We start from the raw sequence: 13,072 nt of genomic DNA, 5'->3' as shown, positions 1-13,072 counted from the left end.
CCGGTTCCATGCAGATCGCCGTCATTTCGGACACCCATATGGGTACGCCGCCCTCCTGGCTCGACGCCGTCTACGCCCGCTGGCTCGGTCCTTCCGACGCGCTCATCCACTGCGGGGACATCTCCTCCGCGGCCACCTGGTCCTATTTTCTGCAACACGACAACTTTCTGTGCGTGCGCGGCAACTGCGACTGGGACCCGGAACTGGCCGAGCGGCTGGAGCCCATGCTCACCGCCGAGGTCGGGGACCTGACCGTGGGCGTGACCCACGGCTGGGGCCCGCGCTCCCGGGTGCCCGCCGCTGTGGCCCAGGCCTTCGGTCCGGGCTACGACCTGGTCTGTTACGGCCACACCCACGCCCGCGACTGGTCCGTGGTCGACGGCGTCCGGCTGGTCAATCCGGGCTCGCTTGGCGAGAACGGCTCCCTGGCCCTGATCCACGTGGACGGCCAGGGCGGGTTGCGCTGCGAGTTCGTGGACGCGCACTAGATCAGATTTTCCCGCTCCGGCCCCGTTTTCCGATCCCCCGAGACGGCGTTTACAAGCCGAAGAACTCCGTGCGGCGGTTGCACTTTTTTATCAGGGATGGCATGACTCAACCGTGGATAAAATGAGGAGAATACCGCCTTTTGCCGCGCTGCTCGCGTTGCTCGCCGTTCTGTGGTTCGGCTTTGTTCCGGCCCGGGCCCAGGGGGAGCGCGAGCTGGTCTTCGGCATGTCCGCGGCCTTCACCGGAGCCAACGGCGAACTGGGCATCGAATATTACCGCGGGCTGATGGCCTACCTCGACCACTACAACGCCCATGTGGGCGAAGGCGGCTGGGCCATCCGGGTCGAGCCGGCCAACGACGGGTACAACCCCGGCCCCTGTTTCCAGAACACGGTCAATTTCATCGTCCGGGACAACGTCTTCGCCCTGGCCGGCTACGTGGGCACGCCCACGGCCACCCATGTTCTGCCCCTGCTGCAGAAATTCAGCGACCGGCACATCTGCATGCTTTTTCCCTTCACCGGGGCGCAGCCGCTGCGCGGCGAGCCGTTCGGCCAGTACGTCTTCAACCTGCGGGCCTCCTATTTCGACGAAACCAGGGGGCTGGTGGACCATCTGCTGGCCGTGGGCCGCAGCCGCATCGGCGTCTTCTACCAGTCCGACGCCTACGGCCGCACGGGCTGGGACGGCGTGCGCCGCGCCCTGGCCGCTCATGGCCTGCACATCGTGTCCGAGGCCGCCTACCGCCGTGGGGCCTCCTTTGATCAGGATTTCTCCCTTGAGGCCCGGCACCTCCTGGATTCGGGCGTGGACGCCATCATCGTGGTCGGGACCTACGCCTCCCAGGCGGGCTTCATCCGGGACGCCCGCAACGCCGGGTGCGACCTGCCCATCGCCGGGCTGTCCTTCACGGACAGCGACAAGATGCTCGACCTGCTCAAGGCCGAGAGTGAACGAGCGGGCAGGGACTACACCACCGACCTGATCCAGTCCCAGGTGGTCCCCAGCTACGAGGAGACGGGCTTGCCGGGCGTGCGCCTGTACCGCGAGATCATGGGCAACTACGAGGGGGGCGTCGTGCCCTCGGCCGGGGAGGCGTATGCCCCGCGCCGCTACAGCTTCGTCAGTTTCGAGGGCTTTCTGAACGGCATGCTCCTGGGCGAGATGGTCCGGCGCATGGGCGACGAGCCCGCGCGCGAGCGCATCCCCGAGGTCATGGAGTCCATCCGTGACTTCGACCTGGGCATCGGAGTGGACGCGCGGTTCGGCCCCGACCGCCATCAGGGGCTCGACGCCGTCTACCTGACCACCGTGCGGGACGGCAGCTTCCGGGCCGTGGACAGCTGGGAGAGGTGGCGCAAATGAGGGCCTCCAAGCTGTTCATCAAGCCGCTGCTGCTCATGGTCGTGATCTTCGGCATGATCGCGGTGGTCACCTCCGTGACCTTTTCCAACCGGCTGCGGGACGAGATGACCCGCGAATACGAGTCCAAGGCCCTGGCCCTGGCCCGGTCCGTGGCCGAGTCCGACATCTCCACCATCCTGAGCCAGGACGCGGGCGCGCTCCAGGGCCGTATCGACCAGTACCTGGGCATCAACGCGGTCTCCTACGTGCTGGTCGCCGACGAGAACGGCAACGTCCTGGCCCACACCTTCGTGCCGTTCATCCCGGAGCGGATCCTGCGTCTGGTGGGAGAAACCCCCCGTGTGGAGACCCGCGAGGAACACCTCCTGCGCGACGTCATGCTCGACGGCAAACGGTACCTGCACGTCTCCAGCCCCATCCTTTCCGGCCTGGCCGGCGACGTGCACATCGGCATGGACTACGCGGTCATCGACCAAAACATCCACGAGGCCGTGGTCGAGCAGCAGGTGGTCATGCTCATCCTGTTCGGGGCCAGCCTCCTGCTCGTCTTCCTGTTCGTGGTCAACATATCCAAGCCGCTGCGGCAGCTGACCGAGTACGCGGGCCGCGTGGCAGTCAAGGATTTCGGCCAGGTCCCGGAGATCAACTCCAACGACGAGGTCGGCCAGCTGGCCAAGGCCATGGCGGCCATGACCGGCCAGATATCCGAGCTGGTCGGCAGCCTGGAGGACCGGGTCCGACAGAAGACCCGCGAACTGCAGGAGGCCCGCGACGCCCTCAGGCAGAAGGTCGAGGAGCGCACCGGCGAGCTGATGCGCACCAACACCCAGCTCAAGATCGAGATCGCCGAGCGCAAGGTCATCGGCGACGCCCTGCGCAAGGCCGAGAAGAAGTACCGGACCATCTTCGAGAACGCGGTGGAGGGCATCTACCAGTCCTCCTACTCGGGCCGGTTCCAGGACACCAACCCGGCCCTGGCCCGCATCCTCGGCTACAAGTCGCCCGAGGACCTGATGAGCTCCATCTACGACATCGGCACCCAGATGTACGTGGACCCGGACCGGCGCAAGGAGTTCCTGCAACTCATCGAGGAGCGCAACGAGGTCAAGAATTTCGTGTCCAAGGTGCGCAAGCGCGACGGCCGGATCATCTGGGTCGCCGAGAACGCGCGCAAGATCGTGGACGAGAACGGCAACATAGTCTGCTTCGAGGGGTCCATCGAGGACATCACCATGCGCAAGAAGGCCGAGGACCAACTCAAGCGTCAGGCCTTCCACGACCCGCTCACCGGCCTGCCCAACCGCGCCCTGTTCCTGGACCACCTGCGCATGGCCATGGAGCGCTCCAGGCGGCGCAAGCACATGTTCGCGGTCCTGTACATGGACCTGGACCGCTTCAAGGTGGTCAACGATTCGCTGGGCCACGACGCGGGCGACGAACTGCTGCGCGGGGTGGCCCGCGTGCTCGAGCAGTGCGGCCGGTCCGTGGACACCATCGCCCGGTTCGGCGGCGACGAGTTCGCCATCCTGCAGGAGGAGATCTCCGCGCCCAAGGACGCCATAGCCATCGCCCGGCGCATCCTCGAGGGCGTGCGCCAGCCGTTCACCATCGGCGGCAACGAGGTCTTCACCTCGGCCAGTCTGGGCATCGTGCTCAAGACAGACGGCTACGACCGGCCCGAGGCGCTGCTGCGCGACGCGGACACGGCCATGTACCGGGCCAAGGAACTCGGGAAATCGCGCTTCAAGGTCTTCAACCGCAAGATGCACGACCAGGCGTTGCAGCTCATGGAGCTGGAGACCGACCTGCGGCGCGCCGTGGACCTGCGCGAGTTCGAGGTGGTCTACCAGCCCATCGTCGAGCTGGACACCCGGCAGGTCTGCGGGTTCGAGGCCCTGGTCCGCTGGCGTCACCCGGAACACGGCATCATCGGCCCCGGCGACTTCATCTCCCTGGCCGAGGACACCGGCCTGATCTACGCCATCGACAACCTCGTCCTGGAGGAGGCCTGCGCCCAGGTCAAACGCTGGCAGACACTGGCCGGGGTGACCGACGGCGGCGACCTGACCGTGAACATCAATATCTCGGGCAAGCACTTCGGCCAGTCCATGCTGGCCGGGCAGATATCCCGCGTCCTGGAGGACTCGGGCCTGTCCGCCGACTCCCTGAACCTGGAGATCACCGAGTCCGCGCTCATGGACAACCCGTCCGTGGCCGAGGACATCCTGCAGCAGCTCAAGGATCTCGGCATCCGCATCTGCATCGACGACTTCGGCACCGGCTATTCCTCCCTGTCCTACCTGCAGCGGTTCCCCATCGACGTGGTCAAGGTGGACCGCTCCTTCATCATCGCCGTGGACGAGGACCCGGACAGCCAGGCCATCGTGCGCACGGTCTTCTCCCTGGGCGAGTCCATGGGGCTCAAGATCGTGGCCGAGGGCGTGGAGACCTCGGGCCAGCTCGCCTTCCTGGAGCGGGAGGGGTGCCGGTTCGTGCAGGGCTATTTCTTCTACAAGCCGCTGACCGTGTCCGAGGTGGACCACCTCTTGGGGGGGCAGCGGCGCGGCTGACGCCCGGACGGAAAAAACGGAGATACACCATGGCGATACGCGAATTCATGGCCTGCGGAGTGGAACCCATTGAACAGGTGCTCATGCCGTTCCAGGAGTTCTTCCGTTCCAAATCCACCAGCGGCATCCTGCTCATCATCTGCGCCCTGGCCGCGCTCGCCTGGGCCAATTCCCCGTGGGCAGAATCCTACGTGGCCCTGTGGGAGACCGAGTTCACCGTGGGCTTCGGCGGGGCGGCCCTGTCCAAGCCGGTCATCCTGTGGGTCAACGACGGACTCATGGCCCTGTTCTTCTTCGTGGTCGGCCTGGAGATCAAGCGTGAATTCCTGGTCGGCGAGTTGTCCACCCGCAGCCACGCCGTGCTGCCCATCGCCGCAGCCATCGGCGGCATGGTCGTGCCCGCATCCCTCTACGCCCTGGTCAACCACGGCGAACCGTCCATCGTGGGCTGGGGCATTCCCATGGCCACTGACATCGCCTTCGCCCTGGGCATCCTGGCCCTGCTCGGCGACCGCGTGCCCTATCAGATCAAGATTTTCCTGACCGCCGTGGCCATCGTGGACGACATCGGCTCCATCCTGGTCATCGCCCTGTTCTACACGGCGGACATCTCGTTCACCATGCTCGGCCTGGGCGCGGCCTGCCTGGCCCTGGCCTTCGCCGCCAACCGCATGGGCGTGCGCACTCCGGTCTTCTACGCCCTGGCGGGCTGCCTGCTGTGGTTCTTCGTGCTCAAGTCCGGGGTCCACTCCACGGTGGCGGGAGTGCTCATGGCCTTCACCATCCCGGCGCGCACCCGGTGCGAGGCTGCGGCCTATTCCGTCAACGCCGCCCGGCTGCTCGACGACTACCGCGAGGCCGCCGGGCCGGACGAGTCGGTCCTGACCAACCAGGACATGCACTCGGCGCTTCTGTCCATGCAGCACATCACCACCCGCGCCCAGACCCCGCTGCAGCGCCTGGAGCACGGCCTACATCCCCTGGTGGACTACGTGGTCATGCCGGTCTTCGCCCTGGCCAACGCGGGGGTGGCCCTGGGGGGCGGCATCCCGGCCCCGGCTGTGCCCGCCGCCCTGGGCACGGCGCTCGGCCTGGTCCTGGGCAAGCCCGTGGGCATCGTGCTCATGGTCCTGTTCATCGTCAGCCTGTCCGAGGGGTATCCGCGCGGCGTGACGCTGAGACATTTCATCGGGGCCGGGCTGCTCGGCGGCATCGGCTTCACCATGTCCCTGTTCATCGCCACCCTGGCCTTCGGCCAGTCGCCGGGGCTGCTCGCCGGGGCCAAGACCGCCGTCCTCGGCGCGTCCGTGATCGCCGGCGCGGCGGGCTACCTGGTCCTGCGCTCCGCTCCCGCCCCGGAACCTCCGGCCGAGTAGGGCGCTTCCTATCGGGCCCGATCCGGTGTATCGTCCCCGGATGAACGCGGTAGGCCTTTCCGGCCGCCCCTCGGACATCGGACGACAACGGGCTGACCAAAACAAGCTGACCATAACGAGCTGACAATGACGAGCGAACAAGAATTGATCGAAGGCGTCTTTTCCATCGAACGCATGGCCAAGATCGGCACGGGCACCACGGCCCGCCGGGTCAAGCAGACGGCCCTGTACTACGCCAAGGAAGTGGAAGGCGAGAAAATCGAAATCCAGGGGCTGAACAACAAGCACGTCCCCTTCGGCAAGGTGGAATTGATCACCAAGGACGAGTTGCTGGCCGACTACCTGCCCATGCCACAGCTCTTCAAGGAAGTGGTCGGCAATCTGCGTTCGGTCCAGAAGTCCGTGGCCCGAGGTGACAAGTTTCGCAAGCGCGGCGAGAACTTCACGGCCGAATACGAGTACGCCAACGCCCTGAACCTGGACGAGCAGAACGTGCGCGCCAACTTCGGTATCGGCCTGTGCCTCCTGGCCCGGGACGAGGAGGAAAAGGCCAAGAAGGTCTTTGACCGCATCCTCGGCCTGGAGACCGCCTTTTCCGACGACCACAAGCATCTGTTCAACGAGTACGGCATCGCCCTGCGCAAGAAGAAGCTCTTCGGCCAGGCCGTGGACTACTACCGCCGCGCCCTGGATCTGTCGCACGACGACGAGAACCTGTGGTACAACCTGGCCCGCGCCCAGTACGAGCGCCAGGACTGGGCCGCCTGCGCCGAGGCCGTGACCAAGTGCCTGGAGTTGGACCCCAAGCACGAGGAAGGGCGCAAGATGATGGACTATCTGACCAGGAAGGGCCTGGTCTAGGCCGGGAGCGGACATGGGCGCGGTCAGGGCATTCGTTATCGCCGGAACGCACAGCGGGTGCGGCAAGACCTCCATCTCGCTCGGGCTGATGGCCTCCCTGGCCCGCCGGGGGCTGAAGGTCCAGCCGTTCAAGTGCGGCCCGGACTTCATCGATCCCGGCCACCACGCCCTGGCATGCGCCCGCCACGGCCGCCCGGTGCCCAGCCACAACCTGGACGGCTGGATGCTCGGCGAGCCCACCAACCTGGATATCTTCAACCGCTATGCGGCGGACAGCGACGTGGCCGTCATCGAGGGGGTCATGGGGCTGTTCGACGGCATTTCCGGCACGGGCGACGCCGGGTCCACGGCCCAGATGGCCAAAATCCTCGGTCTGCCCGTCATCCTGGTGGTGGACGCGCGGTCCATGGCCCGGTCCGCCGCCGCATTGGTGACCGGATACGCCGACTTCGATCCCGAGGTGACCATCGCCGGGGTGATCTTCAACCGCGTGGGCAGCCCGGCCCACGCCGAGCTGTTGCGCGAGGCCATGACCCTGGTGCCCGACGTGCCCGTGCTCGGCTGCCTGGGGCGCGACGAGGACATCTCCACCCCCTCGCGCCATCTCGGCCTGGTCACCCCGGACCAGGACGGCCCGGACCTGGACCGCTACCAGCGGCTGGCCGACTGGGTGGAGACCGGGCTCGACCCGGACGCGCTGCTGCGCTCCGTGCCCGAGGTGGAGGCCGTGGCCCCGTTCGAGCCCGTGCCCCAGCTGCCCAAGGTGACCATCGGCCTGGCCCGCGACAACGCTTTCTGCTTCTACTACGAGGAGAACCTGCGCCTGCTGCGCGAGGCGGGCGCGCGGCTGATCGAATTCTCCCCCTTGAGCGACACCCGTCTGCCCGAGCACCTGGACGGCTTGTACCTCGGCGGCGGCTACCCCGAGCTGTACGCCTTCGAACTCGGCCAGAACACGCGCCTGCGCCGCGAGATCAAGGAGTTCTGCGAGTCCGGCCGTCCGGTCTACGCCGAATGCGGCGGGTTCATGCTGCTCATGAACGACATCGTCACCGGCCGGGGCCGCTACGCCATGGCCGGGGTCTACCCGGTGCGCGCCGAGATGGGCGAGAAGTTCCGCGCCCTGGGCTACCGCGAGGTCACGGCCCGCGAGACCACCATGCTCGGCCCGGCCGGAACCTGCGCTCGTGGGCATGAGTTCCACTACTCCTCCATACAGACCCACGACCCCGACGTCCTACATCCGGTGTATGCTTTGGCTGGTCGCAAAGGCCCCCTTGAAACACCGGAAGGGTTCGTGACCTGGAATACGTTGGGGTCTTACGTGCACCTTCATTTTGGTTCCAATCCCGAAATCCCGCGCGCGTTCGTTAAGGCGTGCCAGAGCTAGCACGACCAGCGGCTTCCGATAGCGGGGGACTGAGCCGTTGTCGGGTGCTGCGCACCCGATTCACTCCATTAAGAGAAAAATGGGGCCTCATGCGGATTATGCATCTGGGCCATAAAAGGTGCTCCCGCCCCGCGTAGCGGCGACAAGAAGTTTTGAAGGGGAGTCCAGAGGGGAAACTTTTCCAAAGGGGCTAGACTAGAACAGGATCTGGTTTTCCGGTAATAGGTCAATTATGCCGGTAAAAAACAAGTACGCAACTCGTTCGAAAATTTCGGAAGCCAAAACCAGGGAGCTGGTCAGGCTGTTTTGCTACGACTTGGACGCAACTCAGATAAGCAAGGTGGCGAAAATAAATAGAAATACCGTCAATCGGTATATACATGCCATCAGAGTGCGAATCGCCGAGTTTTGTGAAGCGCAATCCCCCCTCACTGGGACGATCGAAGTTGATGAAAGCTTCTTTGGCCCGCGTCGGCAGAAAGGTCGTGTTGGCCGTGGAGCCTATGGGAAAACGGTCGTTTTCGGAATTTTGAAACGAAGGGGATTCGTCTACACGCAGATCGTCCCAGACTGCACCAAAGCCACCCTTCAAGGAATCATCCGAGGAAAGGTAGACCTTGAAAGTGTAATTCATTCTGATGGATTACGTTCTTATCATGGATTGGTGGACTTAGGTTATCAGAAACATTTTCGGATAGACCACGGGGAAGGCGAGTTTGCTAAAGGGACGAATCACATTAACGGTATCGAGAGCTTTTGGGGCTTCGCAAAAACAAGGCTTGTTAAGTTCCATGGCATTGCCAAAGCCACTTTCAATTTACATTTGAAGGAATGTGAGTTCCGATTCAACCACAGGAAGGACATGTACATGGTCCTCCTGAAGATACTCCGGAAGAGTCCTCTGTTCTAGTCTAGACCCTTTCCAAAAGTTTCCCCCTCTGGCCGCCGGGGGCATCCCGGAGGCCTCCCCTTGCGGGGTTGGGCGGGAGCGGGTAAAATTATGGGGATGCGCACCTGGATTTTACATATCGACATGGACGCGTTTTTTGCGTCCGTGGAGCAGCTGGACAACCCGGAGTTGAGGGGCAAGCCGGTGGCTGTGGGCGGGACGTCGGACCGCAGCGTGGTGTCTGCGGCCAGCTACGAGGTGCGCAAGTACGGGGTGCGTTCGGCCATGTCGGTGGTCAAGGCGCGCAAGTTGTGCCCGGAGATCATCATGGTGCCGGGGCGCATGGGCCGGTACAAGGAGATTTCGCGGCTGGCCATGGGCGTGCTGCGGGAGTTTTCGCCCACGGTGGAGCAGGCCAGCGTGGACGAGGCGTATTTGGACGGGACCGGGCTGGAGCGGCTGTTCGGGCCCATCGACGAGGTCGGGCAACGGATCAAGGCGCGCATGAAGGAGGTCACCGGGCTGACCTGTTCGGTGGGCGCGGCCCCGGTGCGTTTTCTGGCCAAGATCGCCTCGGACATGGACAAGCCCGACGGCATGTACATCGTCCGCCACGAGGAAGTCGCGGACTTTTTGCGGACGCTGCCCGTGGGCAAGATCCCGGGGGTGGGGGCCAAGCTGCTGGACGTGCTCAAGCGGCTCGGCGTGCGCACCTGCGGAGATATCCTGCTCAAGCCCGGCGAGTACTGGGAGGACCGGTTGGGCAAGTACGGGGCGGCCCTGTACGACCGGGCGCGCGGCATCGACCCCACGCCGGTCACGCCCCACGAGGCGGCCAAGAGCTGCAGCGCGGAAAACACCTTCCGCGAGGACACCACGGACCGTACCCTGCTCAGGAAATGGCTACTGGCCCAGTCCGAGCGGGTGGGCGAGGACCTGCGCCGTCACGGGTACAAGGGCCGGACCGTGACCCTGAAGGTCAAGTATTCGGATTTCAGCCAGATCACCCGGTCCAAGAGCCTGGACGGGCGCACGGACAACACCGGGGTCATCTACGAGACCGCCTGCGCGTTGCTCGACCAGGTGAAGCTGCCCCGGTCGGTGCGGCTCATCGGGGTGGGAGTGTCCAATTTCGAGGCCCGGGCCCGGCAGGTCACCCTGTTCGAGGAGGCCCCGGCCCGCAAGGAGGCCACCAGCGAACTGGACAAGGCCGTGGACGAGGTCCGGCGCAAGTTCGGCGGCAAGGCCGTGACCCGCGTGGAACTGTTGGGGTTCAAGAAAAAGCCAACCAATTCGGCGGATTGATCCGGGACGGTCGCGGCCGGCCGATCCGGCTTGCCAAACGTGATGAACGTTACTACATTAATGTATTGCAGTGATGAACAAAATGGCCCGCTATCCGGCGGGTGTAAACAAAAACAACCTTTTGTAATACTTATGGAAAATAAAAAAAAGCCCCGTAATCGGGGCAGGTGGGTTCTCATGCTGGCGCTGTTCGCGCTGTGCCTGTTCGCAGTGCCCGCCCTGGCCGAGGAAGAGCCCAAGGGGCTCATGGAAGTGAACCTTTCCCCCAAGCCCGAGCCGCTGGCCGGGGACGTGGAAAAGGGCATCTCCCATCTTTTCGGCGTGCTCGAGGACAACTCCAAGCAACTCTCCCTGGCCGACATCCGGCCCATGCTCGACTTCGTGGTCAACGTGGACGCCGATCCCAAGGACATCGAACCCGCCAAACGGTTCGGCGGACGGGCCATCTGCCTGCGCCGCGACGTGTCCACGGACCTGACCCGCATACTCAAGTTCTTCTACAACCCGGACATCCCCAACTACCTGCTCTGTCCGGCGGTCCTGCGCATGTCCGGCTGGCGCAAGGGCAGCGAGTTCCTGGCCCGGTCCAGGGGGATGTGGGAGGAACTGCCCGGCCTGACCGAGGCCGAGCCGGTGGTGGTTCGCGGCCGTGAGTACGAGATGACCACGCCCGACTCCTTTGCCGAGGCGTATTACGGCTACGACCTGAACCGGCTGATGATCCTGACCAAATTCCAGGGCAAGAACGTGCTCATCTCCGTGTCCCAGCAGGAAGGCAAGTCCGACGTGGGCCGCAAGGGGGCCATTCTGGACGATACCCGCTGGGATTACTTCTACTCCGGCCAGGAAGGCCTCAATCGGGGCATGATCGGCTGGATGGACACCTTCACCTACGCCTCGGGCTCGGTCCAGGTGTTCGTGGAGCAGGACGCGGCCGCGCCGCGCTCCACGGTCTTCCTGTTCAAGTGGCTCAAGGCCGGTTGGGCGGGCATGAACGTGGTCCAGCGTTCGCACATCTATGACGGCACCCTGCGCTACGTGCGCAGCTTCTCCAAGGTGGTCGAGTCCCCGGACCTGAGCCCCGAGTTCCTGGCCGACGGCCTCAAGAGCGTTCTGGCCATGCCGGAGAACCGCATGAACAGCCTGATCCAGGAATACGCCCGCAACTTCGAGGCCCGCTTCAAGGACAACCCCAAGCTCCAGGACAGCGACTACGCCAAGGTCATCCGTGACGGCGGGTACGCCGAGGTCCTGGACGACAAGGCCCGCCGCTCGGTGCTGGCGCTCGAAAAGCTCAAGTCCATGCTCGGCATGGAGACCCTGGTCACCTTGAGCGACGACACCCCGCAGCCCGTGGCCCAGGCGTTGCAAGCCGAACCCGTGGCCGAATCCGTGGCGGAACAGGCGGATCAAACCGTGGAAGTGGCCCAGCAGAAGGCCGTGCCCGGCAGCTAGCCAGCGGTCCGGATACACGCTATATTGACGGCGCGCCGACGATTCGGCGCGCCGTTTTTCATTTTTCCCGAGGAGATGGTGTATGCTCGTTCACGTGGATGACGCGAAATTCCTGTTCTGTCCCCTGCTCATGACCCACGACGACAAGATGAAGATGTGCCAGGTGGCCCAGTGCATGATGTGGCGCTGGGTGGACCGCGAAAAGGGCACAGGCTACTGCGGCATGGCGGGCAGGCCCGCCGGGGCCCGGGGCTAGTCCGGCCGCGTCAAGGCAACGTCAGGACAGGCTCGCCCATGCCCAAACCGTTCCGTTTCAAGCTCGACAAGGTGCTCGATTATCGCGAGCAGCTGGAGGAGCAGGCCAAGGGTGCCCTGGCCCGCGCCAAGGCCGCCCGCGACGCCCAGGCCGAGAAGCTGGCCGGGCTCGAGGCCCGGCTGGCCGCCCATTTGGACGCCGAGGCCGAGTCGCGCAGGTCGGCCAACGACATGTGGCTGTGGCGGCAGTATAAGGACGCCCTGTCCCAGGACATCTCGATCGCCCGGGTGGAGCTGAACAGTTTGGAACTCAAATTGCAAAGATCCCGCACGGAAGCCGTGGAACGGTCCAGGGACAAGAAGCTCCTGGAGAAGCTCAAGCAAACGCAAGCCAAGAGGCACCATGACCAAGAAAACGCCCGCGAAGAAAAGGAAAACGACGAAATGTCAACGATCCGGTTCGAGCCTCACGATCACTAAGGTCCTGCTCAGCCTCGTTTTCCTGGCACTGTTGAAGCTGGCCGTGTTCGGCCTTCTGAGCGTCGATTCCCTGACGCTCAAGGCGGTCGAGACCGTGCTGCCCGACGTGCTCTCCGGACAGACCGCCGAGGCCCAGACCAGCGCCGATCCTGCCACGCCCATCGCGGACAAGGCCGACTCCGAGGCCAACCGCGCGGCCAGAGAGGAGACGGCCAGGGACCAGGCCGCGGCCGAGAAACGCACCGAAGCGGACATGCCCGCCGAGTGGAAGGCCCTGAAGAAGAAAGAGGAGGAGCTGGCCATCAAGGAGCGGACCCTCAAGGAGATGGAGGCGTCCATCAAGGCCGAGGCCGTCAAGGTCCAGAAACTCCACGACGAGATCAAGTCCATGCTCGACGAGGCCAAGCAGATCAAGGATCAGCGCGTCAAGCAGCTGGTCGACATGCTCTCCAACACCAAGGCCAAGAAGGCCGCCGAAATCCTGCAGTCCATGGACGACACCCTGGCCGTCAAGGTCCTGTCCGGCATGCGCGGCAGGCAGGCGGGCGAGATCCTGTCCTTCGTGGAATCCAAGAAGGCCGCCAAGCTCTCCGAGGAATTGACCAAGCTCCAGATTCCCTTCGAGAACTAGGCCGGA

The 13,072-nt window shown here is 64.5% G+C and carries 12 protein-coding genes; all 12 read left to right on the top strand.

Translation table 11 applies throughout. From position 1 onward, the window contains the following. The first annotated feature begins 8 nt into the window (after positions 1–8). The 12 genes from ACR42D_RS17390 (at position 9) to ACR42D_RS17335 (ending at position 13,066) form a co-directional block, all read left to right on the top strand. Complete coding sequence (locus ACR42D_RS17390) at positions 9–488, top strand: metallophosphoesterase family protein (RefSeq protein WP_484568045.1); 480 nt, start codon at positions 9–11, stop codon at positions 486–488. A gap of 121 nt (positions 489–609) precedes the next feature. Beyond that, on the top strand, positions 610–1,854 hold the full coding sequence (locus ACR42D_RS17385; protein WP_484568044.1) for an ABC transporter substrate-binding protein: 1,245 nt from the start codon (positions 610–612) through the stop codon (positions 1,852–1,854). After that, complete coding sequence (locus ACR42D_RS17380; RefSeq protein ID WP_484568043.1) at positions 1,851–4,424, top strand: EAL domain-containing protein; 2,574 nt, start codon at positions 1,851–1,853, stop codon at positions 4,422–4,424. The genes ACR42D_RS17385 and ACR42D_RS17380 overlap by 4 nt, the downstream gene beginning before the upstream one ends. Before the next feature lie 29 nt (positions 4,425–4,453). Next, complete coding sequence (nhaA, locus tag ACR42D_RS17375) at positions 4,454–5,800, top strand: Na+/H+ antiporter NhaA (protein WP_484568042.1); 1,347 nt, start codon at positions 4,454–4,456, stop codon at positions 5,798–5,800. A 126-nt stretch (positions 5,801–5,926) separates the two neighbouring features. Then, on the top strand, positions 5,927–6,661 hold the full coding sequence (locus tag ACR42D_RS17370; protein ID WP_484568041.1) for a tetratricopeptide repeat protein: 735 nt from the start codon (positions 5,927–5,929) through the stop codon (positions 6,659–6,661). 13 nt (positions 6,662–6,674) lie between these two features. After that, complete coding sequence (locus tag ACR42D_RS17365) at positions 6,675–8,051, top strand: cobyrinic acid a,c-diamide synthase CobB (RefSeq protein WP_484568040.1); 1,377 nt, start codon at positions 6,675–6,677, stop codon at positions 8,049–8,051. Between the two features lie 232 nt (positions 8,052–8,283). Further along, positions 8,284–8,961 carry an IS1595 family transposase gene (locus ACR42D_RS17360; protein ID WP_484568039.1) on the top strand — a complete coding sequence of 226 codons (678 nt, stop codon included), beginning with the start codon at positions 8,284–8,286 and terminating at the stop codon, positions 8,959–8,961. 96 nt (positions 8,962–9,057) lie between these two features. Next, the gene (dinB, locus tag ACR42D_RS17355) at positions 9,058–10,245 is read left to right on the top strand and encodes a DNA polymerase IV (RefSeq protein ID WP_484568483.1); all 1,188 of its coding nucleotides are present in this window, start codon (positions 9,058–9,060) and stop codon (positions 10,243–10,245) included. 177 nt (positions 10,246–10,422) lie between these two features. Further along, entirely contained in the window at positions 10,423–11,700 is a 1,278-nt protein-coding gene (locus ACR42D_RS17350; RefSeq protein ID WP_484568038.1) for a hypothetical protein, read from the top strand. 82 nt (positions 11,701–11,782) lie between these two features. Continuing rightward, positions 11,783–11,956 carry a hypothetical protein gene (locus ACR42D_RS17345; protein ID WP_484568037.1) on the top strand — a complete coding sequence of 58 codons (174 nt, stop codon included), beginning with the start codon at positions 11,783–11,785 and terminating at the stop codon, positions 11,954–11,956. Between the two features lie 38 nt (positions 11,957–11,994). Continuing rightward, on the top strand, positions 11,995–12,435 hold the full coding sequence (fliJ, locus tag ACR42D_RS17340) for a flagellar export protein FliJ (protein WP_484568036.1): 441 nt from the start codon (positions 11,995–11,997) through the stop codon (positions 12,433–12,435). Beyond that, on the top strand, positions 12,359–13,066 hold the full coding sequence (locus ACR42D_RS17335) for a MotE family protein (protein ID WP_484568035.1): 708 nt from the start codon (positions 12,359–12,361) through the stop codon (positions 13,064–13,066). Before fliJ ends, ACR42D_RS17335 begins: the two co-directional genes overlap by 77 nt. Positions 13,067–13,072 lie beyond the last annotated feature (6 nt).

The organism is Pseudodesulfovibrio sp. lm2024 (genome assembly GCF_051175575.1).
Classification (GTDB): Bacteria; Desulfobacterota; Desulfovibrionia; order Desulfovibrionales; family Desulfovibrionaceae; genus Pseudodesulfovibrio; species Pseudodesulfovibrio caledoniensis.
The sequence above is the reverse complement of the archived record's forward strand: the minus strand, read 5'-3'. Positions and strand labels throughout refer to the sequence as shown.